The sequence below is a fragment of the Caballeronia sp. J97 genome, assembly GCF_905220305.1.
Taxonomy (GTDB): domain Bacteria; phylum Pseudomonadota; class Gammaproteobacteria; order Burkholderiales; family Burkholderiaceae; genus Caballeronia.
Genome location: NZ_CAJMZL010000023.1, coordinates 1 through 23,917, shown reverse-complemented (window position 1 = coordinate 23,917; position 23,917 = coordinate 1). Strand labels below are relative to the sequence as shown.

Here is a 23,917-nt window from a genome sequence, read left to right as displayed (position 1 = left end):
TCATGGCGCGGGCGGCGGGCGGCGAAAGCGCGTGGATCCTGGCGGCGGCTCGTTGAGGACGGCCCAGAACACACCGAGATCGCTGATGGCCTCGACGAACTCGGCGAATTCCACCGGCTTCACCACGTAGGCGTTGACGCCGAGCTCGTAGCTGCGCACGAGATCCTGCTCCTCGCGCGAGGACGTCAGCATGACCACCGGAACGCTCTTCAACGATGTATTCGAGCGAATCATGTCGAGCACTTCGAGGCCGTCGATCTTCGGCAGCTTGAGGTCGAGCAGAATCACCGCCGGATTGCCGGGCGTACGCTCCTTCCACTCGCCTTCGCAAGTGAGATAGTCGATGGCTTCCTGACCGTCGCGCGCCACGATCACCTCGTTCGCGAGCTGGCTCTTGTCGAGCGCGACGAGTGTGAGCTCGAGGTCGTTCGGATTGTCTTCGACGAGCAGTATCGGTTTAAGCATGGTCTTTTCTTGACTTTGTACCTGGCGCGCTTTGCGTTCCATTCGCATTGCGGAATACAACCGGCAGGGAGAAATAGAATACCGCGCCCTCTCCCAGCCGCCCCTCGGCCCACGTGCGCCCTTCGTGACGCTCGACGATGCGCCGCACGTTGGCGAGCCCGATGCCCGTGCCCTCGAACTCTTCCGCGCGATGCAGCCGCTGGAACACGCCGAACAGCTTCGCCCCGTATTTCATGTCGAAGCCGACGCCGTTGTCGCGCACGCCGATCACGTATTCGTCGCCGCGCCGGGTCGCGAATATCTCGATTTTCGCCGATTCCCGCGTTCGCGTATATTTCACCGCGTTCGAAATCAGGTTGCGCAGCGCGAGCTGGAGGAACGTGGCATCGCCGGTCACGCGCGGCAGCGCGCCGATAACCCACTCGATGTCCCGTCCTGAGCCTTCCACCTCGAACTCCTGCACCACGGCACGCACGAGCGGGCCGAGATCGACCGCCGCGGGTCTGAGCGCGGCGCGGCCCATCTGCGAGAAGGTCAGCAGATCGTCGACGAGCGTGCCCGCGAAGCGCGCCGAATCCAGCATGTTGTTCAGAAAGCGCCGGCTCTTGTCCGACATGCGCTCGCCTTCCTGCTCGCGCAGGAGATCGCCATATCCGGCGATATGGCGCAGCGGCGCGCGCAGATCGTGCGACACCGAATACGAGAACGCCTCGAGTTCCTTGTTCGCGCGCGCAAGCTCGGTCGCGAGTTCGGCGCGCTCTTCCGCGCGGCGCAACACGATGTTGAGCAGCGCGCCACGCAATTCGCCGGCGATTTCGAGTTCGCCCTGACGCCACATCGCGGAATGACCGCGCACCGTTTCGAGCCACGGCGAAAAGTTCGTGCGCGGGGCGCTCGCGCCATCCGCGCCTTCTATCTTGACCGGCTCGCCCGCCCACTTGATGGTCTGCATCAGTTCGGGCCTGAACCACAGCAGATAGTTGCGGAAGATTTGCGAGACCGGCACCGCGAGCACGCCGCATGCCTTGTCCGCATGCGCCGCCGCCCGAGGCCATTCGCGCGCGAGCGAATCCGTCGCCCACACGCCCGACGTATTCTCCGCGAGCCAGTGCGTGAGCGCGCGCACGGTGTCCTCATCGGGAGTGGCACCGAGCAGCGTGACCTGATCGTCGAAAACGATCGCCGCGCCCGCCGAGCGCGCGAAGCCGAGCACATCTTGCGGCACGGCCCGCAAACCGGCGACGAAGTTCTCGTGCTCGCCCATCGCCGAAATCAGACGGCCCATCGTGCGACGCAGCGCGGTCAGATATTCGCCTTCGGCGCGCTCTTCCTTCGCTTCGATCTGCAAGGACAGCATATGCCCGAGATGCTCGACCGCGACACGCATATTGAACGGCACGAGACGCGCGTCGTGATCGTGACACGAGACGAGGCCCCACAGCTGCCCGCGCACGACGATCGACACGGACATGGACGCGTGCGTGCCCATGTTGCGCATGTACTCCAGATGCACCGGCGAAAAGCTGCGCAGCGTGGCGTAAGTGAGATCGGTGGGACGGCCGGTGACAGGGTTCAGGGCCGGCACGAGCCGCGCGGGCTGGTAGTCGACATCGGCGACGAGACGGATGCGATTCTTCAGATACAACGCGCGCGCCTGCCGCGGAATGTCCGAAGCCGGGAAAAACTGATGCAGGAACGACGGATAACTTTCGTCGCGGTCTTCCGCGAGCACATGGCTGCGGCCTTCTTCGTCGAAGCTATAGAGCATCACGCGGCCGAAGCCCGTGATCGCGCGCACTTCGCGCACCGCGAGCTCGGTGAGCGCCTGCACCGTCTGCGCTTCCTGCAATCCGCGCGCGAACGTGCGCACGAGCGGATACATCGAGGCGAACACATCGCCCGTCGCGGCAGCGGCTTCCAGTTCGACGACGAACACGCCGTCATGACGATGCAGCGTGACATCGAAGCGCATCGATCGCGCGGACGACGACGGCGTCACGTCGATCGGGCCGATATATAGCGGCGCATCTTCGAGCGCGGACGTGGCGGCCGTCTGCGCGATGCGTTGCGCGGCCGCCGCGCCGAGCGCCACGTCGAGCGGTTCGCCGAGCACAGCATCGACGCCCGCGCCCGTCAGCGAAGCCAGGTTCTCGCTCGCCTGCAGGATGCGCAAATCGTCGGACAGCACGAGCAGAAATCCATGCGGCTGGATGCCGCCGGGAATGTGGATCGGCTCGGCATCGCAGTCCTTGCTCGCGACGCCCGAACTGAGCGTGAGCCGGCGCGCTTCGGCATCGGGCGGTCCTTGCGATGCTTCATGCAAAGCCCTCGCACCGATCGGCGGCTCGCTCGCGGATTCGCTCATGAAGCCGCTCCCGGCGCCGGTTGCGCGTGCGCATCGACCGCTTCGGGGCACAGCCAGGCGTGCAGACTGTCGAACGTGGCGATGGCGGCCTTCACCGCATCGTCGTACTGAGGCTGCGGCACGTTCGCCGTGACCGTCGCGCGAAACGCATTCCACATGCTGCCCGTGCGTGGGCCGTAGCCGTCGAAATAGGCATTGCCGATACCGGGCGTGAGCGCGAGACGCTCGGCGACATGCGGCGCGATGAAACGGCCGCCGAGCGTGCTGCCTTCCATCACGTACATCGAGCCGAACGCTTCGCCGATGGTATGCATGCGCGGAAGGTCATCGTGCGAATCCGCTTGCGGCACCGACGCGACGCAATGCGGCTCGCCCGTCAACGCAGCGAGGTCGGCTGCGAGCAGCGACGCCTTGCGGCGCTCGTCGAAAAAGCCGGCGAGCGAGGCCGGCATGCAAGCGGCGGCCGCATGTTCCCATGGCGCGACGTAGCCGTAGAATCGTTCGAGCAGCACGATGTATTCGTCGCGCTGCAAGTCGTCCCGCATCAGGTCGAGCGCATTCTCGAGCCGCGCATGACACGCGGCGGTTTCGCTTTTCAGGCGGGACAAAAGGTCGAGTGGCATGTTCCGTGGTGTTGGCGTCAGGCCGCAAAGCGGGCGCAGGGTACAGGCATCGGAAGGGCTTACCGGATGACGCGCGCTTCAAATGTGCGCATCGGTAGAAAAAACGCGGCAAACGTTGCCTTCCAAACCCGCTCGTGATCAACGACTCATTTTACGCAAGCGGCTCGCGCGGTGCTATTCGCAAAGGCTATTCACCAGTCAGTTCATCGCTCGCGCGAGCGGCCTTCGCCGCTGCTCTCGTCACTGTTCACGTTCACGTGCTCATCGCGCTGCGTATCGCGTTGATAGTCGTCGCCGCCTCTTCTGTCCGTGTCCACGAGACCGCGCTCGATATCCTCGTGCGCCTGCTTGCCGACATCGCGTGCTTCATGCTCGTGCTGCGATTCGACGTTCTGATCCGCCTCGTGCGGCAGCGGCGCGTTCGACGCATCGTCGTGCATCTGCCGCTCGCGGTCCTTGCTCGCCATTTCGCGTCCGCGCTCGGGCGCGCTCTCCGGCGCCGTGTTCGCCTGCTTCATGATCGTCTCCCTGATAAAGGCTCACTTGCGCGACCCGTTGATGCCGAGCCGCTTTTTCATCTCCGCGCTGAGCCGTTGACGCGTCTCGTCATAGCCTGCCCACGGATCCTGCTTCAGCGCGTCGAGCCGCTCGCGCACGTTGCCGATGTTCCATTGATCGCCGCTCGTGACGGTATCGAGTTCGTGCCATGAAAGCGGCATCGATGCGCCGAGCCCGGGCCGCGCCCGCAGCGAAAACGCCGCCACCGTGCTCGACCCGCGGTTGTTGCGCAGATAGTCGATGAAGATCTTCCCTTTGCGATTCTGCATGCCCATCTTCGCGGAGAAAAGCTTCGGCAGCGCGCTCGCCATGTGCTGCGCGACCGCCTGCGAAAAGTCCTTCATGTCGTCCCAGCTCGCGTGCTTCGCAAGCGGCACGACCACATGAAAGCCCTTGCCGCCGCTCGTCTTGCAGAACGACGTCAGGCCGAGCTCGGTGAGCAGGTCCTTCGTGAGCTTCGCGGCCTCGATCATCCGCTCCCAGCCGACGCCTTCGCCCGGATCGAGATCGAAGACCATGCGGTCCGGCTTTTCGATGTTCGATGCCACCGCGTTCCATGTGTGCAACTCGATCGTGCCCATCTGCGCCGTGCCGACGAGCGCCTGCGACGATTCGATCGTCAGCAATGGCGGATGGCCCGGGTCGATATCCGGATGTTGCGTGATGTGGGGGATCGCGAGCTTCGCACTGTGCTTCTGAAAGAACAGCTCGCCGCCGATGTCTTCCGGGGCGCGCACGAGCGACACCGGCCGGTCTTTCAGATGCGGCAGCATCCAGTCGGCGACCGATGCGTAGTACTCGACGACATCGAGCTTGGTCAGTCCCGTCGATTTGTCGATCACGCGATCAGGATGACTGATCTTCACGCCTTCGATGTCGGCTGAACCTGCTTTTGCCTTCGTCGACGTCTTCTTCGCCACTTTCTTCGACGCCGCCTTCTTCGCCGACGCCGGCTCTTCCTTCACGATCTGACGCGCGGGTTTGTCGTCGCGCAGACTGACGAACGAGGCTTGTCGCACGATGCGCTCCTTGGTCCATTCCGCGAAATTGCACTCGGCCACGAGTTCGGGCTTCACCCAGTGCACCGGCGTTCGGCTGCGTTCCTGCGGCTCGCTCGCAAAGGGCATGCGAGCGGTCTCGCGCTTGTCGAGCTCCTTCTTTACCGCGACCAGCGTCGCGTGACCGAAGCCGCTGCCGACACGCCCGGCGTACTGCAATTTGCCGTGCGCGTCGTACACGCCGAGCAGCAGCGCGCCGAATTGCGCGCGGCTTCCCGATGGCTCCGAATAGCCGCCGATCACGAACTCCTGTCTGCGGCGGCACTTGAGCTTGATCCACGAAGTGCTGCGCCCCGACACATAGCCGCCGTCGATGCGCTTGCCGATGATGCCTTCGAGCGCCATGTCGCAGGCGCTTTTCAGAAGGTCGTCGGCGTGAAAGGCGAAGTCCTGCGAATAGCGCAACACTGGATCGTCGATCGGCTCGATGAGCGCCTTCAGGATCGCGCGGCGCTGCACGAGCGGCACGTTGCGCAAGTCGTAGCCGTTCAGATACGGCACGTCGAAGAAATACACGACGATATCCTGCGGCCGCCCGGCATCGAACGCGTTCTGCAGCGCCTGAAAGTCAGGCAGGCCGCGTTCGTCGAGCACGACGGCTTCGCCGTCGAGCCAGCCGCTTTCGATATCGAGCGCGTCGAGCGCCTTCACCTGCTTCGAGAACTTCGCGGTCCAGTCGTTGCCGTTGCGGGTATCGATGCGGATCTGGCGCCTGCCTTTCACCGTTTCGATGCGCGCGAGCACGCGATAGCCATCGAATTTTATTTCGTATGCCCAATCATCTCCGGGCGGCGCGGCATCGACGAGCGTCGCGAGTTGCGGCCTGAAGGTCGCGGGCAGCTTCGCCTTGACCGCTCCTTCGATCGCGGGCTCGTGCGACAGCGTGCGCAATGACTCGGCGCTGCGATTCGCGACGATATCCGGATGCGCGTGACCGTTCGCCTTCTTCGCCGTCGTCTTGCGCGCCGTGGCTTTTTTCGCGGCCGTCTTGCGTTCGGCGCGCTCGCGCACGGCGCCGCGCTTGTCGCGCGCGCCGAGCGATGCCGACATCACGCTGCCGGGTTTCTTCAGCAGGATGTCGTACTCGGCTTCGGGCCGCGCTTCGTCGTCACGCTCCTTGATGAGCAGCCACTGCTCCTTGTCGCCGCTACCGCGCATGTGGCTCTTCACGAGCGTCCAGCCGCCGCGCAGCTTTTCGCCGTCGAGCGTGAACTTGAGTTTGCCTTTTTCGTATTCGCGCGCCGCTTCTTCGATGCTGCCCGACTGCGGCGCCCATGTCCCGCGATCCCACACGATGACGCTGCCGGCGCCGTAGTTGCCCTCGGGAATCTCGCCTTCGAACGAGCCGTAGTCGAGTGGATGATCTTCGACATGCACCGCCAGCCTCTTCACCGACGGATCGAGGCTCGGCCCTTTGGGCACGGCCCACGATTTGAGCGTGCCGTCGAGTTCGAGCCGGAAGTCGTAATGCAGACGCCGCGCGTCGTGTTCCTGGATCACGAAAGACAGCGCGTGAGCCGCGGACTTTTTTGCGCGCGCACTCCGCTTGGCGCCACCGTTCGGCTCCGGCGTCTCGTCGAAACGCCGCATCCGTCGATAGGTTTCGAGTTTCTCGGCCATCGTCGTCTGGCCCTGGCTCAGGCGCGTTTGCGCCGTGTCGTCTTGCGCGCGGGACGCGCGGCTTCCTCGCCCGCTTCATCGCCCGAATCGTCGTCGGACGGTGCGGCCTTGCCGCCTCGTTTCGCCGCGCCGCCTTTCTTCAGACTGCGTTTGAGCAGTTCGGACAAGTCGAGGATGTCGGCCGATGCCTTCTCCTCGCCGCTCTCGTCGATCTTCATCACCTCGGCGACCTTGCCTTCCTTCACCTTCTTGTCGACGAGCGCCATGATGTCGTCCCTGAAGGTGTCGTGATACTTCGTCGGGTCCCACGTGTCGCTCATGTCGTCGATGAGGCGCTTCGCCATCTCAAGTTCCTTGGGCGTGACGCCGGCCTTTTTCGTATCTTCGTCGGGAAACTTGAACTGACTGAAGTCGCGCACTTCGTCGCCCCAGCGCAGCGTGTTGAGCGCGAGCGCGGGACCGACGGGAATCAATGCCGCGAGATGCTGCTTGTTGTGCAGCACGACGCTCGCGATGCCGACCTTGCCGGTATCCTTCAGCGCGTCGCGCAGCAACGCGTAGACTTTTTCGCCCTTGCGATCGGGCGCGAGGTAGTACGGCGTATCGAGCGAGAGGAAGGAGATTTCAGGGGCATCGACGAAGGCGAGAATGTCGACCGTCTGCGTCGATTCGGGATTGGCCGCGCGGATTTCGGCGTCGGTCATCACGACGTACTTGCCCTTCTCGTATTCGAAACCGCGCACGATGTTCTCGCGCGTGACTTCCTTGCCCGTATTCTTGTTGATCTGCTTGTAGCCGATCGGGTCCATCGAGCGCTTGTCGAGCAGATTGAAGCCGACCTTCTCCGACTGCGTCGCCGGGTAGAGTTGCACGGGCACGTGGACCAGCCCGAAGCTGATCGCGCCTTTCCAGATCATGTGCGGCATCGCGGCACCTTCGCTGTCCGATCGAATCGATGAGCACGCTCGAGTCTTGCGTCGAAGCGTTTTTCGCGCGCGGATTCCAGCGCGGCATCGACAGGTGTCGCACGAAGCGTGCCAAAACGAGCGGGCGCGCCGATGCCTTTCCTGCCTGGTGGACCGTGTTTACCGGCGAAGCCCGCCACGCTGATCATCTGTAAGTTTTACTGATGCCGCGTGAAAACGGGAAGTTTGCGTGGATGTCGCATAAAGACCGTTAGTTGCGGATAACAAACAAAAAAAGCGCCGATCGATGTCGGCGCGATCGAGCGATTATTTCCGGCTCGCGGTGACGGTCAGTTGCGTACCGTCATCGAGCGTGACGGTTTTCTTCGAACCTGTGGAGGTCGGCATCGAGAACCGCACGATCTGACTGAAGCGATTATCGACCGGACATTGCAGGGTCTTGCCGCCCACGGTCACCTTGCTCGTGCCCTTCGGCGCGTAGGCGCGAAAGCTGATCTGCACGTTCGCCGAACCGTTGTCCGCGACGACCGGCGCGAAGCGGATCTGCACCTGCCGTATCGCCTGCCCGTCCGCGCTCTTCGGCACCGATGCCGCCTGCGGACAACCGTCCGGCACGGCCTGCGCGCCGCTCGGTGCCGAGCCCTGCCAGGTGAAGTCATCGGTCTGGCCCGAGCGGATGGTACGCGTTTCCTGCTCGTTGCCGAAATTCTTCGACGCCATCTTCACCGTGTACTTGATGGGGCCGTCATTGGGCGCTTCGGAGAGAACCTTGATGCCTGGCGTCGCGTGCGCGGTCGATGCGAACATCGCGAGCGCGGCGACGGAAACGATGCGACGAACGATCAAACGACGATTCATGCCGCCACCTCCGTATCGAGCGCTTTGAAGGAAGGCCGGCGCCGCGAAGCGCCGGCGTGCTGTGAGGCGGAATCAGTCTAGCGCCCCGCATGACGGCTCATCCTAGTGGAAAACCCGGTCACGCGGCAACGTCGATGACGTTTGTCAAGCCGCGATCAGAAGCCTGTCAACACGAGCTTGCCGACCGTGCGCCCTTCTTCCAGCAGGCGATGCGCCTCGCGCAGATTCGCGGCGTTGATCGTGCCGATGTTCCTGCCGAGCGTCGTGCGGATCGTGCCTGCGTCGATCAGCCGCGCCACTTCGGAAAGCAGCTTGTGCTGCTCGATCATGTCTGGGGTCTTGAACATCGCGCGCGTGAACATGAACTCCCAGTGAAACGCCGCGCTCTTCGATTTCAGCATTTCGACCGCGACGGGTTTCGCATTCTCGACGATCGTGCAGATGCCGCCTTGCGGCTTGATGACTTCGGCGGCGGCGGGAAAATGCTTGTCGGTGTCGTTGAAGATCAGCACGTAATCGACTTGCGCAAAACCGATGTTTTTCATCTGCGCAGGAATGTCGTCGAAGTGATTGACGATGTGATCCGCGCCGAGATCCTCCGCCCATTTCGCCGATTCGGGCCGCGAGGCCGTCGCGATCACCTGAAGCTTCGCGACACGCTTGGCGAGCTGAATGCCGATCGAACCGACGCCGCCCGCCCCGCCGATGATCAGCACCGACTTACCCGCGTCCTTGCCCTCGGCCGACACGCCCAGCCGCTCGAACAACGCTTCCCACGCGGTGATCGTCGTGAGCGGCAGCGCGGCGGCGCAGGTGAAATCGAGCGATTTCGGTTTTGCGCCGACGATGCGCTCGTCGATCAGATGGAATTCGCTGTTCACGCCCTGACGGGTGATGTCGCCCGCGTAATAGACCGGATCGCCGATCTTGAAGAGCGTGACCTCCGGTCCGACCGCTTCCACCACGCCCGCGGCGTCCCAGCCGAGCACGCGCGGCGTGTCCTCGATTTTATCCTTGGGCGCGCGCACTTTCGTGTCGACCGGATTGACGGCGATCGCCTCGATCCTCACGAGCAGATCGCGGCCGGCGGGCGTCGGCTTGTCGAGTTCGATGTCGATCAGCGATTCGGGATTGGAAATCGGAAGGTAACGCGTCAGACCGATGGCTTTCATGTTTTTGCTCCGTCGAATTGGATTTGCGTGGCTTCGATCTTAGTGCGCGAGCGCCATCCGGAAAACCGTCATAATCGCTGAAACATTTTTCGGGAAATCCATCGAATGGCGAGCGATCCTCTGGCGGACGGCGCAACGCGCGAGCGCCTCGATCTCCTCGATGTCGGCCTTTTCGTGCGCGCGGCGGCGCTGGCGAACCTGTCGGCGGCGGCGCGGGAGTTCGGGCTGTCGCCGGCGGTGGCGAGCGCGCGCATCGCCGGGCTGGAGCGCATGCTCGGCGCACGGCTTCTGCACCGCACGACGCGGCGCGTCTCCGTCACGCAGGAAGGCGAGATTTTCGCGACCCACGCCCGCGAACTGCTCGACGCCGCCGACGCCGCGCGCGCGTCGGTCGGCCGCGCGCGAGAACGCCCGCACGGGCGGTTGCGCGTGACGATGCCCTCCTCGCTCGGCCGCCAGCACATCTCGCCGCTGATTCCCGCGTTCTTGCGTCAATATCCCGGCGTGAGCATCGATTTGCGCATGACCGATCAGATCGTCGATCTCGTCGATGAAGGCATCGACCTCGCCGTGCGCATCGGCGCGCTGAAGGATTCGACGCTCATCGCGAAGAAGCTCGCGAGCAACCGGCGCGTGCTGTGCGCGTCGCCCGGCTATCTTGCCGCGCACGGCACGCCGCGCCATCCCGCGGATCTCGTGGACCATGAATGCGCGATCCTCGCCGATCAGCGCGACTGGAGTTTCGTCACGCCGACCGGCGCGATCGACGTGCGCGTGTCGGGACGGCTCGTGACCGACAACGGCGAAGTGATCCGCGATGCGCTCGCGGCGGGCATCGGCATCGGGCTGAAATCGACGTGGAGCGTCGCGCCGCTGCTCGCGAGCGGCGAGCTCGTCACCGTGCTCGACGACTATCCGCTCGCGCAGACCGTCGCGATCTGGGCGGTGTATCCGAGCCGCGCGTTCGTGCCGCCGAAGACGCTCGCGTTCATCGAGTTTCTCTCGGCGCAATTCGGCGAGCCGCCGTATTGGGATGTCGATCCGGCGCGCGTGCAGCGCTGAAGGTTCTTTACAATGGCGGTTTCCGCCTTTACGCGCTTTCGCCTCCGATGAATCTCGTCATTCAAAGCCCCGCCCCGATTTCCGATTCGCATCTGCGGCCGCTCGCGGCGCTCGCACGCTCGAAAGAGACCCGGCGCGCCGACGACACGCTGCTGCGTCTGATCGACGCCGATCCGCTGCAGCGCCCCGATATCGACGCGTATTGCGGCGCGCATGCGCTCGATTACGCCTATGTCGCACCGGCCGCGACGCTCGCCGATTTCGGTCTCGTGGCAATGGACATGGATTCGACGCTCATCACGATCGAATGCATCGACGAAATCGCGGATTTCTGCGGGCTGAAGGCCGAAGTCGCGGCGATCACCGAAGCGTCGATGCGCGGCGAGATCAAGGACTTCAACGAGAGCCTCACGCGGCGCGTCGCGCTCCTGAAGGGTCTAGACGCGAGCGCGCTCGAACGCGTGTACGAAGAGCGTCTGCGCCTTTCGCCGGGCGCGGAGCGCATGCTCGAAGGCGCGCGCGCGGCGGGCCTGAAAACACTGCTCGTGTCGGGCGGCTTCACGTTCTTCACCGAGCGGCTGAAAGCGCGTCTCGGCCTCGACTACACGCGCGCGAACACGCTCGAAATCGTCGATGGCAAGCTGACCGGCAAGGTCGTCGGGGAAATCGTGAACGCGGACGTGAAGGCGCGCACGCTGATCGAGACCTGCGCGAAGATCGGCATCGAGCCGAAGCGCGCGATCGCGATGGGCGACGGATCGAACGACCTGAAAATGATGGCCGAAGCGGGCTTGTCGGTGGCGTTTCGCGCGAAGCCGGTCGTGCGGCAGTCGGCGAGTATCGCGTTCAACTTCGTCGGGCTCGACGGCTTGCTGCGCCTCTTCTGATCGGCGCGAAAACGGCGCGCGGGCGTTTTCAGCGCGCCGTATCAAGTCAGGCGAACGCCTTGGCGAGCGCCGACTGCACATCCGCGCGCAAGTCCGCTTCCGCTTCGAGGCCGACGTAGAAGCGCACCAGCACGCCCTCATGCGGCCATTGTGACGCCGTGCGCATCGAGCGGATGTCGTAGGGCATCGCGAGGCTGTGCGCGCCGCCCCAGCTCCAGCCGATCGAGAACAGTTCGAGCGCCTCGACGAACGCATCGACTTGCGCGGACGTGTAACGGCCGTCGAACACGATCGAGAACAGGCCGCCCGCGCCGCCCGTGAAATCGCGCTCGTAGAATGCGTGACCCGGACAATCCGCGAGCGCCGGATGCAGCACCGCCGTCACTTCGGGACGCGTCTTCAGCCATTGCGCGAGCGCGTAGGCGGTGCGATCGTGCGCTTCGTAACGCGCTTTCATCGACGGCAGGCTGCGCAGCACGAGCGACGCGTCGTCCGCCGACACGCCGACGCCCATACGCATGCGCGCGCGCTTCAACTTCTTGTGCAGATCCGGATCGCACGTGATGGTCGCGCCCATCAGGATGTCGCTGCCGCCCGACTGATATTTCGTCAGCGCCTGCACGGAAATATCGACGCCGTGCTCGAAGGGCTTGAACGCGAGACCCGCGGAAAAAGTATTGTCGATCGCGGTGACGATGCCCTTCGCGCGCGCGACCGCGACGATCGCCGGCACGTCCTGCACTTCCATCGTCACCGAGCCGGGCGCTTCCAGCCAGATCAGCTTCGTGTTCGGACGGATCGAATCGGCGATGCCCGCACCGGTCATCGGATCGTAGTACGTCACTTCGAGGCCGAAATCGGCGGCGAGCCAGTCGGCGTGATCGCGATTCGGGCCGTACGCGTTGTCGGGCACCAGCACGTGATCGCCTGCCTTCACCAGACCGAAGTAGACGTTGGAAATCGCGGCGAGCCCCGACGGCTGCAAGAGCGCGTATTCGCCGCCTTCGATCGCGGCGAGACGCTGCGCGAGTGCGATGGTCGTCGGTGTGCCGTGCAGGCCGTAGCGCCACTTCGAATCGTCGCTCCAGACGAGCGAGCGCATCGTCGCGAGATCGGGAAACACGACTGTCGATGCGCGCGCCACCGGCACCGAGAACGACTCGAAGCCGGGCGTGATGCGATCCTCGGGCTGAACGATGCGGGTTTGCAGATTACGGTCGGGAGCGTTGTTCCTGGAATCGGTCATGACGTCGGGATGAATCGAAGTAAAGAAGGCCGCCGCCGGTGACGCCCGGCGGCGCAAAGATGAGACAGGCTATTCGCCGATGATGACGTTGCTCGTGCCGCCCACGGCATTCTTCGGCGGCGCGGGCGGCGCGGGTTCCAGCGACGGCGCGGGTGGCGCCTTGGCCGTGCCCGTCGCGGGCAACTGGACGCCCGCCACGGCCGGGCGCAGATCGAAAGGCAACGCGTTCGAATCGTCCGGGTCCATGCGTTCGCCCGAAACGCTGCCGTCCGCCGCGAACTTGCCGATCCAGTTGCCCGTGATGTGCGTGCCGTCGTTCGATTCCTCGATTTCGAGCGTGTCGCCGTCGCGATCGCCCGCGACCAGAATCACGTTCGGGCTGCCGGCGAACTTGTATTCGCCGTGCACGCCGGACGGTTCGTCGGTTTTCGCGCCGAGCTTCATCTCGATCTGCCTGTCGCCGAGCGTGCCGACATAGCGCGGAAAACGCGCGTACTCCGGATTCGGCGCGAGCGGTTTGCTCGGCGGCAGCGCGAGTGCCTTGATGGCGGCCTGCGCGCCATACGCGCCGGCGCCCGACGGCTCGCGCTGATTGGCCGGCAGCACGCCTGAGGCGCCGGTCGAGCCCGGCGGCATCGGCGAATTGCAAGCCGCCAGCGCCAACGGCACCACCAGCGCCGCGGTCATCGACAAGGCCGCGGCTATCCGTGGCCCTTTCATGCTTTGCATCATCCGTCAGTCCTTCAAATGCGCTCGAAGATCGCCGCGATGCCCTGCCCGCCGCCGATGCACATCGTCACGAGCGCGTAACGCCCGCCGATGCGCTGAAGTTCGTACAGCGCCTTCACGGTGATGAGCGCGCCGGTCGCGCCGATCGGATGCCCGAGCGAAATGCCCGAGCCGTTCGGATTGACCTTCGCGGGATCGAGCTTCAGTTCCTGCGACACGGCGCACGCCTGCGCGGCGAAGGCTTCGTTTGCTTCGATGACGTCGAGATCGTCGACGGTCAGGCCCGCGCGCTCCAGCACCTTCTGCGTCGCGGGCACCGGACCGATGCCCATGATCTTCGGATCGACGCCCGCGTGCGCGTAAGCGACGAGGCGCGCGAGCGGCGCCGCGCCGCGCTTCTCGGCGACGGACCGCTCCATGAGCACGACGGCCGCCGCCGCGTCGTTGATGCCCGACGCGTTGCCCGCCGTGACCGTGCCGTTTTCCTTCGCGAACACGGGCCTGAGCTTGGCGAAGTCTTCTGCTGTCGCGTTCATGCGCACGTGCTCGTCGCGATCGAACACCGTGTCGCCCTTCTTCGACGCAAGCGTGATCGGCAGAATCTGGTCCTTGAAGTAGCCGGCTTCGATCGCCTTCGCCGCCCGACGATGCGATTCGAGCGCGAGCGCGTCCTGCATTTCGCGCGTGATGCCGAACTTCGCGGCGACGTTTTCGGCGGTCACGCCCATATGGATCTTGTCGAACGGATCGTTCAGCGCGCCGACCATCATGTCGACGATGCGCGTGTCGCCCATGCGCTGACCGAAGCGCGCGGCGGGCATGACGTACGCCGCGCGGCTCATGCTTTCCGCGCCGCCGCCGATCGCGACATCGGCATCGCCGAGCAAAATGGACTGCGACGCCGACACGATCGCCTGCAGGCCCGAGCCGCACAAGCGGTTCACCGTGAGCGCGGGCGCGTGCTGCGTGACGCCGCCGTCGAGCGCCGCGACGCGCGCGAGATACATGTCGCGCGGCTCGGTATGCACGACATTGCCGAACACGACGTGGCCGACTTCGTCGCCGGCGACGTGCGCGCGGGACAGCGCCTCGCGCACCACGCGCGCGCCGAGATCGGTCGGGCTGAAGTCCTTCAGCGAGCCGCCGAAATCGCCGATCGCCGTGCGCACGCCGCTTACCACCACCACTTCACGTTGCATGTTCTCGTCTCCGCTGGTTGTGTTCGCTTATGTCCGTTGATCCGTCGACGCGCTATTCCGCGAGCGCGCGCTCGACCGTCGCCTTGTCCGGAATCGGCGCGACGGCGCCGAAGCCTTGCGTCGACAAAGCCGCCGCGACGTTCGCGTAGCGCGCGGCCGCGAAGGGATCGTCACCGGCGACGATGCGCGCGATGAACGCGCCGCCGAAGCAGTCGCCCGCGCCGGTCGCATCGACCGCCTGCACGACGCGGCCCGGCACCACGCGCCGCTCGTCGGGCGTCGCGATATACGCGCCTTCCTTGCCGAGCTTCAGCGCGACGACCTTCGGACCGAGTTTGAGCAGCGCATCGACGATCGCGTCCTTGTCTTCGTGGCCCGTCAGCAGCGTGACGTCGTCCCAGCTCGGCAGACAGATGTCCGTCGCGCGAATCGCTTCGAGCATCACGGCGCGGGCGCGCGCGAGCGGCCACAGCTTCAGGCGCAGGTTCGTGTCGAAACTGACTTTGACGCCATGCGTGCGCGCATGATCGATCGCGGCGAGCGCGGCATCGCACGCGGATACGCCGATCGCGAGACTGATGCCCGACAGATGCACGACTTTTGCGGCGGCGATCGCGTCGAGCGGCAGATCGGACGGCGCGTACCGGCTCGCGGCCGAACCCGCGCGCAGATAGTCGAAGCGATGCCCGTTCTCGCCGTGCGACACGAAGTAGACGCCCGTGGGCGCATCGTGGTCGACGCGGACCGTCGACGTATCGACGTTTTCCGCGCGCCACAGATCGAGCAGCAATTGCCCGAAGTGATCGTTGCCGACCGCGGACACGAAGCCCGTCGCCGCGCCTTGGCGCGAAGCCGCGATCAGGAAATTGGACACGTCGCCGCCGAAGCCTTGCAGATAGTTCGGCTGATCGCGCGTCGACTGATTGAACTCGATCATGGCCTCGCCGAGCGCGAGGACCTGCGGCGTCTGTGGCATGGGTTACACCTCGCCCCAAAGATCGTGGCCATCGGCGCCGGTGATCTTCACCGACACGAAGTCGCCGGCCTTGTAGCGCTTCGATGCCTTCGTCGATGGCGCGATATAGACGACGCCGTCGATTTCCGGCGCATCCGCCGCAGTTCGGCCGATGCCGCCTTCCGCGCCGACTTCGTCGACGAGCACCTTCAGCGTCTTGCCGACCTTCTTCTTCATGCGCTTCGCCGACAGTTCTTCCGCCAGCTCCATGAAACGCGCGCGGCGCTCCTCGCGGACTTCGTCGGGCAACGCGCCGTCGAGCTCATTGGCGCTCGCACCTTCGACCGGCGAGTACGCGAAACAGCCGACGCGATCAAGATCCGCCTCCTCGAGGAAATCCAGCAGCGTCTGAAACTGCTCTTCCGTTTCGCCCGGAAAGCCCGCGATGAACGTGCTGCGGATCGTCAGGTCGGGACAGATTTCGCGCCACGTCTTCACGCGCTCGAGCACCTTCTCGGCGTTGGCCGGCCGCTTCATACGCTTCAGCACCTCGGGATGCGCGTGCTGGAACGGCACGTCGAGATACGGCAGCACGTGGCCGCGCAGCGGGCCTTCGGCCATCATCGGGATGACGTCGTCGACGCTCGGATACGGATAGACATAATGCAGGCGCACCCACGCGCCGTACTGCGCGGCGAGCTCGCCGAGCGCGCCGACGAGATCGGTCATGCGCGTCTTGAGCGGCTTGCCGTTCCAGAAGCCCGTGCGGTATTTCACGTCGACGCCGTAGGCGCTCGTGTCCTGCGAGATCACGAGCAGTTCCTTCACGCCGGACTTGAAGAGGTTTTCGGCTTCCAGCATGACTTCCGCGACTGGGCGCGACACGAGATCGCCGCGCATCGACGGAATGATGCAGAACGTGCAACGATGATTGCAGCCTTCCGAAATCTTCAGGTACGCGTAGTGGCGCGGCGTGAGCTTGATGCCCGCGGGCGGCACGAGATCGGTGAACGGATCGTGCGGCTTCGGCAGGTGCGTGTGCACCGCGTTCATCACTTCGTTGGTCGCGTGCGGGCCGGTGACGGCGAGCACTTTCGGATGCACTTCCTCGATGAGGCCCGAGCCGCTCGCGCTCTTTTTCGCGCCGAGGCAGCCGGTGACGATGACCTTGCCGTTCTCGGAGAGCGCCTCGCCGATGGCGTCGAGACTTTCCTGCACGGCCTCGTCGATGAAACCGCAGGTGTTGACGACGACGAGATCCGCGCCGTCATAGGTGCCGGAGATTTCGTAACCCTCGGCGCGAAGCTGGGTCATGATCTGCTCGGAATCGACGAGCGCTTTCGGGCAGCCAAGTGAAACCATGCCGATTTTCGGCGCGGGCGTCGTGTTGACGGTTGAATCTAAAGAGTTTTTCACGGTGACGGTGTCTTGGGGGAGCGCACGAGGCCAATCCGCTATTTTACCCCGGCGCGTCGAAAATCCGGCCAGGCGTGCCCTGAGCGACCAAGGATGGCTCCGCAGGCTTCTTGCCCTGGTCCGGTTTCCTCCGCGACGCCAGTCTGTCCCGGGCCGTTTCGCCGGTCTGCTACTGCCTTCGGAACACGCTCACCGGATACCCGTAGCGACCTGGAATCGTCGCAGTCACGTGAACGAGCACGTAATCGCGGCCGGTCAGCGCCTTGAGGCGTTCCGCGGTCATCGGAGCCTCCACGAGGCCCTGGTTCTCCGGGTAGTGTTCGTCCATGGCAATGACGACATCCGGAGCGTCAGCGAGCGTCCGCTTGAGCAGATTCCATCTCGCCTCCTCCGGGAGCGCCGTCATGATGTAGGGCCAGTTCATGTTCAGCGGATATGCGCTCGGTTTGCCAAGGGCGATCAGCACATTGGGCAGCCCGCTGTAGTTGAATACTTTGTCGCCTGGCCTCAGGTAGCGCAGGACTTCTTCCGACGATCGATTGATCGGCGCCTGCTGACCCGCAGCGATGTTTGCCTCATGCATGTCTCGATAACTGTGCACGAGGAATACGGTCAGCAATGCCGCGACCGCCGCGGCAGTCATGCGCGTGGCAGGACGCCGACGCGCGATCACGATTCCTGCGACGGCGCACACCGGCGCCAGCGATGCAAGGAAATAATGCGGGAAGAACGTCAGGCCCAACACCGCTTGCAACCAGGCGCCGACCATCCAGCACACGCTCAAGAGCAGTGAGACACGCCCGGCAGACCATTTTTCCGAACGCGAGCGCCACAGATCGATGGCCGCGAGCGGAATCAGCACAAGCATCGCGATCGTGGTCCAGACTCGATGCGCCGCCAGAAAAGGGCCGAGCGGCAGCCTCCAGAGGGGTACGGCGAAACTATGCTTCGCGTTCAGGAAAAACTCTGTGACCAGACGCGGCGACAATCCCGCTCGATAAATCACCGCGCCCAGAAGATAGTTCGACGTAGTGCCCGTCAACTTCAGGTGTAACCAGAACGCGCCCGCGCCGGCAAGTGCCCCGACGCCCATGCCCACCAGCCACCCGATTGCCCTGCGCTCAAGCGCAGTGAGAAGCCACGCGGCGATCACCAGCGCATCCGGCAACAAGGACGATTGCTTGATAAACCAGCCGAGAAAAACGAATACTCCCGCGAGCAATCCGTGTGCGAACCATCGGTTCACCGGCCGACACACCAGATGGAGCACCAGCGCCAATTCCGGCAAAGATTGATACAACGCGATGTTGAGACCGTCGTCGGTCGCCCTCACGTCGGACGCCAGCACGAAATAAACGAGCGGGGCCGCCACGGCGACTGGCATCGCAGTCGCCGCCCGCTTGATGTCGCTCCGCGCTACCCCGGCGATGGCGAAGAAGAGCGCCAGCGCTGTCGTCGCCAACCACAACGCTTCACCCACGCGCGCCGCTTCCACCAAACCGTAACGCATCCCGAGAAAATGCAGGAACGGGCTCCAGTAGAGTTCGACGAGAGGATTCTTGGTTTCGAAAGACGCCCAGTAGGGTGGCTGGCCGTTGGCAATATTGTTTGCCATGAACACGAAGTGCGCACCATCGCGCTGCATCGGCGCATGCAAATTGGCACGAAGATAGAAAATCGTCAGGAGCCCGATCAGCATGGCCGCCACGCACGCCCACCGCAACAGCGCGGAGCCTGTCAGTCGCTGTGTCACCGACGCTCGTGCCATACGTTCGCGCAACGCTCGATTGTCAAATTCCAAACAAACTCCCTCGAATCGTCGAGATGCAGAACTTCAGTTCGATCAAAGGCGATCGCACGACCGAAACAATCCACACGAATCAGAATCACGCGGTTCGCTGCGCGGCGTTGAACGTCCAATATCGATTGAGCAGGAAATTGCAGACCGGCACGACGGCGATCACATAAAGCTGGGCATGAAAATAATCGCAACGCGCATATTTGATGAGCCCCATCATCATGCCGGTATTGAGCGCCAGTCCGCCCAGCGAAACGGCTGTATAGCGCCAGAACCCGGCGAGGCGCGATCGCCGGGACTGGAAAGTCCAACCCCGGTTGAGCACGTATGAAATCAGCAGCGCGACCGAAAATCCCGCCACCGCGCCGGCGGCCGGCGGCCATCCGAACCACTCGACGCATGCGTAGAGGACGCCGAGATGGGCCAGTGTACCGATGCCCCCGACGAGAATGTAACGACCAAACTGGCGCACGACCATCAGACCGTCCACTCGGCGATTACGTAGCGAGGTCGGCGTTTGACCTCTTCGTAGATTCGCGCTACGTAAATACCAATCAGCCCCATACCGAGCATCAACGCACATCCGAGAATCAGCAGCAGCAGAATGATCGTCGTGAATCCGTCGACCGCGCTGCCGGTTAGCTTTCGAAACAGCGTCTGCAGTCCGAGAATCACGGCGAAGACGAAGAATCCCAGTCCGGTCCCGATCAACAAGTAAAGCGGTGCAGACGAAAAAGACGCAACCGCCGTCACGGCGAGCCGCAGAAGCTGCAATGTCGACCACCCGCTCTGGCCACCCGCGCGTTCGTCGACGTCGTACAGGATTTGTTGGCGCTCGAAGCCCAGCCACGCGTTCATACCCCGGAAGAACAAATTGCGCTCGTCCATCGCACGCCACGCGTCGACGACGCGTTTGTCCATCAGTTTGAAGTCGGACGCTCCGTGGAGATCGAGACCCGTCAATTTGGAAAAAATGGTGTAAAACGCGCGACTATTGATGCGCGCAAAAAGACTTTCCTTTGCGCGCTGCCGCTTCACCGCTTCGACGACATCAGCACCGTTTCGCCACTGCGCGACCATTTCAGGAATCAGGCTCGGCGGATGTTGCAGATCGCCGTCCATGACGATGACTGCGTCACCGCGCGCATGTTCGATTCCTGCTGCAAGCGCCGCTTCCTTACCGAAGTTGCGGCTGAGACGCGCGGCTTTCACCTGCGCGAATTCCGCGCACTGCGCCTCGATGACTTCCCATGTATTGTCCGGCGACCCATCGTCGATCAGAACCAGTTCGTACGGCATGGCGAGTCCATCCAGGATGCGCACGATCTCCTTGAGTGACTCCGCAAAGTGACTCGCCTCCCGATAGAGAGGAATCACGAGCGACAGCAAGGCGGCACTGTCACGCGCTCGCATGATTCACACCCACGCATGCGATGGTCGTAGCCGGCAGCCACAAGCTATGCCGGCCCAGAGAACTCGGAAGTTCGATTCCGAACTTCGCCGCAATCAACGGCAGTGGAAAAGCATGGGCATACGGGACAACCTGCACGGATGAAAGCCCGCTCTCCTCCATGAGCCTCGACAAGCTGGTGCCATCGAAGTACAGGACATGCTCCGGGAATTTGAACGACGGCCACCGATTGCCCATCAGCTTGCGCCAGAAACTGCCGAAATCCGGTGCAGCGACCAGCATGCTGCCGCCGGGCTTCAGACGGCGCGCAAGCGACTCGATAAACGCGCGCGGATGATAAACGTGCTCGACCACGTGGGTCGCGATCACGCAGTCGAATTGCTCGGACTCCGGCACCGAGTCGACCCCGCCCTGCCAGACTTTGGTCGCCATTTGCCGCGCGCTTCGAACTGCATTGGCGGAATAGTCCGTTCCGCATCGACGCGTGAAGTACGGACGCGCTTCGTCGAGCAGATAACCGAATCCGCAACCGATTTCGAGCAGCGAACCGCCCGTGCGCCCTTGCGCCGCGAGGTGCGCGAGAACGCGCCGGAACGTGCGCCGCAGTGCGTCCTCCTGCTCCGAGTAATTCGTGTAGCCTTCACCGTCGTCGCGTCCGAAATAATCATCGTCCTGATACAGCGAGAGCATCTCCTGCTCCGGCAAGCGCGGCGCGAGATAGGCCAGGCCGCATTGCTCACACGCGCAGACGCCGAACGGCTTGCCGTTGCTCGGCGGATACAGTTGCTTTCGCTCGGGGCATCCACAGAGCGGACAGTCGGGCGTTTCCAGATTCAGCTCAGTCATTGGTACGAAGGGTCGATACGAACATCCGGACGGCATTCGTCGGCACGGGGGGTCAGCTCCGCGTGTGAAATGATGTAACACCGAAGCGGGATTATAAGGCACCGCCGTAGCGCGAACCACGCACCCGAAATCTCGAAAACCTCCGCCGGTTCGTCTTGTTCGCGATTTCAGTATGGCCGGGCGCCAGATTTGCCCGGTCTGAGTTCTTCTTTCCGTCTTTGTCCCATTCCTCTTCCGGACGGCGCGCAGCAAACTCGGCCGAATGCGCGGATTCCACGCGCCCCTCAATCGCTTTCGACTCACACATCGCCGATTCATGCTCGACGCCTCTGCCCTCCGCCATTTCAACCCGCTCTTCATTACCCCCTGCTATTCCGGACAGGTCACCTCAGGCTACGCCACCAGCATGCTCGCGCTCACCAACGAGCTCTGGCATCTCGGCGTGCAAGGCTCGGTGCGCATTCGTTCCGGCGAAAGTCTCGTCACGCGGGCGCGCAACGAAGCCGTCGCGCATTTCCTCGCGCAGAAGCAGCACACGCATCTTTTCTGGATCGACGCCGATATCGGTTTCACGCCGGACCAGGCGCTGCGCCTGCTGCTCGCGGATCGCGATATCGTTGCCGGGGTGTATCCGCTCAAGCGCTTCGACTGGACCGGCGACATTCCCGCCGGGCTCACGCAGGAGCAATTTCTCTCGCGCGCATTGCGCTACCCGGTGAACTTGCACCAAGGCGCGCAAGCTGCCGTCGACAGCGACGGTTTCATGGAAGTGGACGAAGCGCCGACGGGCTTCATGTGCATCCGCCGCTCGGTGCTCGAAACGATGATCGCGCGCATGCCCGAGCTACAGTACGTGCCCGACGCGCCGCCCGATTCGCCGTTGCGCGGATACTGCCATCGTTTCTTCGATGTGATGGTCGAGCACGAAACCGGACGCTATCTCTCCGAGGACTACGCGTTTTGCCGCCGCTGGCGCGATCTGGGCGGAAAGGTCTATGTGGATGCGCGTTCGAAGCTCGCGCACCACGGCTCACACACGTATCGAGGGGATTTCGGCGCGGCCTGGGCCCAGGATCCGACGCGGGCCGTAGGTGGGCTATAGGCGGCCTTCGAGCCACCGACGCGCGCGCCCACGCCGGGCGCGGCAACCCCGGCGCCCGAACGCGCGCGTGAAATGGATTACTTCTTTTCCGTCGACGGAGGCGTGGGCGTCGGGAACGGGAACGTGTTGAACATCGACTTCGCCTGCGACTGCATCTGCTCCTGCATCTGCACGAACATGTTCTTCGACTGCTCGATATAGCTCGTCATCATGCCCTGCATCATCGGCGCCTGCATGTTCATGAACTGCGACCAGACTTCCGGATTGAGCGCGTTGCCGTCGTAGATACCCTTGCTCTGCTCGGTCAGCTTCTGCTGGATGTCGATGAACGCCTGGATGTTCTTCTCCAGATACGTGCCCATCATGCCCTGCATCGCATGGCCGTAGAAGCGGATGATCTGCGAGAGCATCACCGACGAGAACATCGGCAGGCCGCCGCTCTCTTCTTCCAGAATGATCTGCAGAAGGATGCTGCGCGTGAGATCGTCATTGCTCTTCGCGTCCAGCACCTTGAAGTCTTCCTGATCGAGCACGAGTTGCTTCACATCCGACAACGTGATGTAGGTGCTCGTTTCCGTGTCGTACAGCCGACGGTTTGGATATTTTTTGATGAGTCGTTCGGCGGGTTTCTTTGTAGTAGTAGTGGTGGTCATTTAACGCCTTTAAACGCAAAACTTTACTGCGATGGCAGCAAGCAGGTCTTGCGTTGTCGCAAAAAAGCGCTGCTGCATGTTCGCCGCATCGTTGATAAATCCGGCGAGTGGCGGCTTCCCGCGCGCGGGTGGCGCGCGGGAAACCGCCGCCCGTCAGCCCATATGCAAGCCGCCGTTCAGCGAGAAATCGGCGCCGGTCGAGAAGCCCGACTCCTCGGACGCGAGCCACGCGCAGATCGAACCGATTTCATCGGGCGTGCCCAGACGCCGCACGGGAATCGTCGCGACGATCTTCTCCAGCACTTCCGGACGGATCGCCTTCACCATGTCCGTGCCGATATAGCCCGGCGACACGGTGTTGACGGTCACGCCCTTGGTCGCCACTTCCTGCGCGAGCGCCATCGTGAAGCCGTGGATGCCGGCCTTCGCGGTCGAGTAGTTCGTCTGCCCGAACTGGCCCTTCTGGCCGTTCACCGACGAGATGTTGATGATGCGGCCCCAGCCGCGCTCGACCATGCCGTCGATGACCTGCTTCGTCACGTTGAAGAGGCTCGTCAGGTTCGTGTCGATGACGGCCGTCCAGTCTTCGTGCGTCATCTTGCGGAACACGACGTCGCGCGTGATGCCCGCGTTGTTCACGAGGACATCGACCTCGCCGACTTCGGCCTTGACCTTGTCGAACGCGTTCTTGGTCGATTCCCAGTCGCCGACGTTGCCTTCCGAGGCGACGAAGTCGAAGCCGAGCGCCTTCTGGTCTTCCAGCCATTTCACCCGGCGCGGCGAATTCGGGCCGCAGCCCACGACGACCGTGAAGCCGTCCTTGAGCAGGCGCTGGCTGATGCTCGTGCCGATGCCGCCCATCCCACCGGTTACATACGCTATGCGCTTCGTCATTCCTCACTCCATTTTCGTTATGCGGACGGCGATCTCCATGTCGCCCGCTGGTCCTTCCCAATCCCGCCAGTGAC

General features: G+C 63.6%; 23 protein-coding genes. 4 read left to right on the top strand and 19 right to left on the bottom strand.

The window, feature by feature from the left end; translation table 11 throughout:
- From U4Y90_RS24945 to U4Y90_RS24920, 6 genes are all read right to left on the bottom strand, one after another.
- Complete coding sequence (locus tag U4Y90_RS24945) at positions 1 to 465, bottom strand: response regulator (protein ID WP_321798557.1); 465 nt, start codon at positions 463 to 465, stop codon at positions 1 to 3.
- Positions 458 to 2,830, bottom strand: coding sequence for an ATP-binding protein (locus U4Y90_RS24940; RefSeq protein ID WP_321798555.1), 2,373 nt, complete (start codon positions 2,828 to 2,830; stop codon positions 458 to 460). Before U4Y90_RS24940 ends, U4Y90_RS24945 begins: the two co-directional genes overlap by 8 nt.
- Entirely contained in the window at positions 2,827 to 3,453 is a 627-nt protein-coding gene (locus U4Y90_RS24935; protein WP_321798554.1) for a biliverdin-producing heme oxygenase, read from the bottom strand. The genes U4Y90_RS24940 and U4Y90_RS24935 overlap by 4 nt, the downstream gene beginning before the upstream one ends.
- Before the next feature lie 203 nt (positions 3,454 to 3,656).
- Entirely contained in the window at positions 3,657 to 3,971 is a 315-nt protein-coding gene (locus U4Y90_RS24930; RefSeq protein ID WP_321798552.1) for a hypothetical protein, read from the bottom strand.
- 21 nt (positions 3,972 to 3,992) lie between these two features.
- Positions 3,993 to 6,689 (bottom strand): DNA ligase D, encoded by a 2,697-nt coding sequence (gene ligD, locus U4Y90_RS24925; protein ID WP_321798550.1) that lies wholly within the window; start codon positions 6,687 to 6,689, stop codon positions 3,993 to 3,995.
- A gap of 17 nt (positions 6,690 to 6,706) precedes the next feature.
- Positions 6,707 to 7,615: a Ku protein gene (locus tag U4Y90_RS24920; protein ID WP_321798549.1), complete on the bottom strand. Its 909-nt coding sequence runs from the start codon at positions 7,613 to 7,615 to the stop codon at positions 6,707 to 6,709.
- 29 nt (positions 7,616 to 7,644) lie between these two features.
- On the opposite strand from U4Y90_RS24920, the gene U4Y90_RS24915 reads away from it, so the two are divergent.
- Positions 7,645 to 7,809, top strand: coding sequence for a hypothetical protein (locus tag U4Y90_RS24915; protein ID WP_321798547.1), 165 nt, complete (start codon positions 7,645 to 7,647; stop codon positions 7,807 to 7,809).
- Between the two features lie 112 nt (positions 7,810 to 7,921).
- Here U4Y90_RS24915 and U4Y90_RS24910 read toward each other — a convergent pair whose 3' ends face one another.
- Both U4Y90_RS24910 and U4Y90_RS24905 read right to left on the bottom strand, forming a co-directional pair.
- Complete coding sequence (locus U4Y90_RS24910) at positions 7,922 to 8,473, bottom strand: DUF6013 family protein (RefSeq protein WP_321798545.1); 552 nt, start codon at positions 8,471 to 8,473, stop codon at positions 7,922 to 7,924.
- Between the two features lie 155 nt (positions 8,474 to 8,628).
- Entirely contained in the window at positions 8,629 to 9,645 is a 1,017-nt protein-coding gene (locus tag U4Y90_RS24905; RefSeq protein WP_321798543.1) for a zinc-binding alcohol dehydrogenase family protein, read from the bottom strand.
- A gap of 105 nt (positions 9,646 to 9,750) precedes the next feature.
- On the opposite strand from U4Y90_RS24905, the gene U4Y90_RS24900 reads away from it, so the two are divergent.
- Together U4Y90_RS24900 and serB are read left to right on the top strand one after the other, a co-directional pair.
- Positions 9,751 to 10,707 (top strand): LysR family transcriptional regulator, encoded by a 957-nt coding sequence (locus U4Y90_RS24900; RefSeq protein WP_321798541.1) that lies wholly within the window; start codon positions 9,751 to 9,753, stop codon positions 10,705 to 10,707.
- Positions 10,708 to 10,754: 47 nt separating this feature from the next.
- Positions 10,755 to 11,594 carry a phosphoserine phosphatase SerB gene (gene serB, locus U4Y90_RS24895; protein WP_321798539.1) on the top strand — a complete coding sequence of 280 codons (840 nt, stop codon included), beginning with the start codon at positions 10,755 to 10,757 and terminating at the stop codon, positions 11,592 to 11,594.
- A 46-nt stretch (positions 11,595 to 11,640) separates the two neighbouring features.
- Here serB and U4Y90_RS24890 read toward each other — a convergent pair whose 3' ends face one another.
- From U4Y90_RS24890 to U4Y90_RS24850, 9 genes are all read right to left on the bottom strand, one after another.
- Positions 11,641 to 12,840, bottom strand: a complete 1,200-nt coding sequence (locus U4Y90_RS24890) for a cystathionine beta-lyase (RefSeq protein ID WP_321798537.1) — start codon at positions 12,838 to 12,840, stop codon at positions 11,641 to 11,643.
- A 69-nt stretch (positions 12,841 to 12,909) separates the two neighbouring features.
- Positions 12,910 to 13,569: a hypothetical protein gene (locus tag U4Y90_RS24885; protein WP_415749410.1), complete on the bottom strand. Its 660-nt coding sequence runs from the start codon at positions 13,567 to 13,569 to the stop codon at positions 12,910 to 12,912.
- A gap of 14 nt (positions 13,570 to 13,583) precedes the next feature.
- Positions 13,584 to 14,768: a beta-ketothiolase BktB gene (gene bktB, locus U4Y90_RS24880; protein WP_321798533.1), complete on the bottom strand. Its 1,185-nt coding sequence runs from the start codon at positions 14,766 to 14,768 to the stop codon at positions 13,584 to 13,586.
- Between the two features lie 52 nt (positions 14,769 to 14,820).
- Complete coding sequence (locus U4Y90_RS24875) at positions 14,821 to 15,744, bottom strand: sugar kinase (protein WP_321798532.1); 924 nt, start codon at positions 15,742 to 15,744, stop codon at positions 14,821 to 14,823.
- A gap of 3 nt (positions 15,745 to 15,747) precedes the next feature.
- Positions 15,748 to 17,085: a 30S ribosomal protein S12 methylthiotransferase RimO gene (gene rimO / locus U4Y90_RS24870; RefSeq protein WP_321798531.1), complete on the bottom strand. Its 1,338-nt coding sequence runs from the start codon at positions 17,083 to 17,085 to the stop codon at positions 15,748 to 15,750.
- A gap of 223 nt (positions 17,086 to 17,308) precedes the next feature.
- The gene (locus U4Y90_RS24865; protein WP_321798530.1) at positions 17,309 to 18,892 is read right to left on the bottom strand and encodes a hypothetical protein; all 1,584 of its coding nucleotides are present in this window, start codon (positions 18,890 to 18,892) and stop codon (positions 17,309 to 17,311) included.
- 133 nt (positions 18,893 to 19,025) lie between these two features.
- Positions 19,026 to 19,415, bottom strand: coding sequence for a GtrA family protein (locus U4Y90_RS24860; protein WP_321798528.1), 390 nt, complete (start codon positions 19,413 to 19,415; stop codon positions 19,026 to 19,028).
- The gene (locus U4Y90_RS24855) at positions 19,415 to 20,350 is read right to left on the bottom strand and encodes a glycosyltransferase family 2 protein (protein ID WP_321798526.1); all 936 of its coding nucleotides are present in this window, start codon (positions 20,348 to 20,350) and stop codon (positions 19,415 to 19,417) included. Before U4Y90_RS24855 ends, U4Y90_RS24860 begins: the two co-directional genes overlap by 1 nt.
- Positions 20,337 to 21,194 carry a class I SAM-dependent methyltransferase gene (locus U4Y90_RS24850; protein WP_321798524.1) on the bottom strand — a complete coding sequence of 286 codons (858 nt, stop codon included), beginning with the start codon at positions 21,192 to 21,194 and terminating at the stop codon, positions 20,337 to 20,339. The genes U4Y90_RS24855 and U4Y90_RS24850 overlap by 14 nt, the downstream gene beginning before the upstream one ends.
- Before the next feature lie 406 nt (positions 21,195 to 21,600).
- Here U4Y90_RS24850 and U4Y90_RS24845 point away from each other — a divergent pair, with 406 nt between their 5' ends.
- Complete coding sequence (locus U4Y90_RS24845; RefSeq protein ID WP_321798522.1) at positions 21,601 to 22,296, top strand: hypothetical protein; 696 nt, start codon at positions 21,601 to 21,603, stop codon at positions 22,294 to 22,296.
- A gap of 77 nt (positions 22,297 to 22,373) precedes the next feature.
- On the opposite strand, the gene phaR is transcribed toward U4Y90_RS24845, so the two are convergent.
- Together phaR and U4Y90_RS24835 are read right to left on the bottom strand one after the other, a co-directional pair.
- Positions 22,374 to 22,949: a polyhydroxyalkanoate synthesis repressor PhaR gene (gene phaR / locus U4Y90_RS24840; protein WP_321798520.1), complete on the bottom strand. Its 576-nt coding sequence runs from the start codon at positions 22,947 to 22,949 to the stop codon at positions 22,374 to 22,376.
- A gap of 153 nt (positions 22,950 to 23,102) precedes the next feature.
- A complete protein-coding gene (locus U4Y90_RS24835; protein WP_321798518.1) occupies positions 23,103 to 23,843 on the bottom strand; it encodes a 3-ketoacyl-ACP reductase in 741 nt (246 codons plus the stop codon).
- Positions 23,844 to 23,917: the final 74 nt, after the last annotated feature.

Coding starts and splice junctions, on each gene's coding strand:
- U4Y90_RS24945 (WP_321798557.1), bottom strand. CDS start 465: ATGCTTAAACCGATACTGCTCGTCGAAGACAATCCGAACGACCTCGAG.
- U4Y90_RS24940 (WP_321798555.1), bottom strand. CDS start 2,830: ATGAGCGAATCCGCGAGCGAGCCGCCGATCGGTGCGAGGGCTTTGCAT.
- U4Y90_RS24935 (WP_321798554.1), bottom strand. CDS start 3,453: ATGCCACTCGACCTTTTGTCCCGCCTGAAAAGCGAAACCGCCGCGTGT.
- U4Y90_RS24930 (WP_321798552.1), bottom strand. CDS start 3,971: ATGAAGCAGGCGAACACGGCGCCGGAGAGCGCGCCCGAGCGCGGACGC.
- ligD (WP_321798550.1), bottom strand. CDS start 6,689: ATGGCCGAGAAACTCGAAACCTATCGACGGATGCGGCGTTTCGACGAG.
- U4Y90_RS24920 (WP_321798549.1), bottom strand. CDS start 7,615: ATGCCGCACATGATCTGGAAAGGCGCGATCAGCTTCGGGCTGGTCCAC.
- U4Y90_RS24915 (WP_321798547.1), top strand. CDS start 7,645: ATGAGCACGCTCGAGTCTTGCGTCGAAGCGTTTTTCGCGCGCGGATTC.
- U4Y90_RS24910 (WP_321798545.1), bottom strand. CDS start 8,473: ATGAATCGTCGTTTGATCGTTCGTCGCATCGTTTCCGTCGCCGCGCTC.
- U4Y90_RS24905 (WP_321798543.1), bottom strand. CDS start 9,645: ATGAAAGCCATCGGTCTGACGCGTTACCTTCCGATTTCCAATCCCGAA.
- U4Y90_RS24900 (WP_321798541.1), top strand. CDS start 9,751: ATGGCGAGCGATCCTCTGGCGGACGGCGCAACGCGCGAGCGCCTCGAT.
- serB (WP_321798539.1), top strand. CDS start 10,755: ATGAATCTCGTCATTCAAAGCCCCGCCCCGATTTCCGATTCGCATCTG.
- U4Y90_RS24890 (WP_321798537.1), bottom strand. CDS start 12,840: ATGACCGATTCCAGGAACAACGCTCCCGACCGTAATCTGCAAACCCGC.
- U4Y90_RS24885 (WP_415749410.1), bottom strand. CDS start 13,569: ATGCAAAGCATGAAAGGGCCACGGATAGCCGCGGCCTTGTCGATGACC.
- bktB (WP_321798533.1), bottom strand. CDS start 14,768: ATGCAACGTGAAGTGGTGGTGGTAAGCGGCGTGCGCACGGCGATCGGC.
- U4Y90_RS24875 (WP_321798532.1), bottom strand. CDS start 15,744: ATGCCACAGACGCCGCAGGTCCTCGCGCTCGGCGAGGCCATGATCGAG.
- rimO (WP_321798531.1), bottom strand. CDS start 17,085: ATGGTTTCACTTGGCTGCCCGAAAGCGCTCGTCGATTCCGAGCAGATC.
- U4Y90_RS24860 (WP_321798528.1), bottom strand. CDS start 19,415: ATGGTCGTGCGCCAGTTTGGTCGTTACATTCTCGTCGGGGGCATCGGT.
- U4Y90_RS24855 (WP_321798526.1), bottom strand. CDS start 20,350: ATGCGAGCGCGTGACAGTGCCGCCTTGCTGTCGCTCGTGATTCCTCTC.
- U4Y90_RS24850 (WP_321798524.1), bottom strand. CDS start 21,194: ATGACTGAGCTGAATCTGGAAACGCCCGACTGTCCGCTCTGTGGATGC.
- U4Y90_RS24845 (WP_321798522.1), top strand. CDS start 21,601: ATGCTCGCGCTCACCAACGAGCTCTGGCATCTCGGCGTGCAAGGCTCG.
- phaR (WP_321798520.1), bottom strand. CDS start 22,949: ATGACCACCACTACTACTACAAAGAAACCCGCCGAACGACTCATCAAA.
- U4Y90_RS24835 (WP_321798518.1), bottom strand. CDS start 23,843: ATGACGAAGCGCATAGCGTATGTAACCGGTGGGATGGGCGGCATCGGC.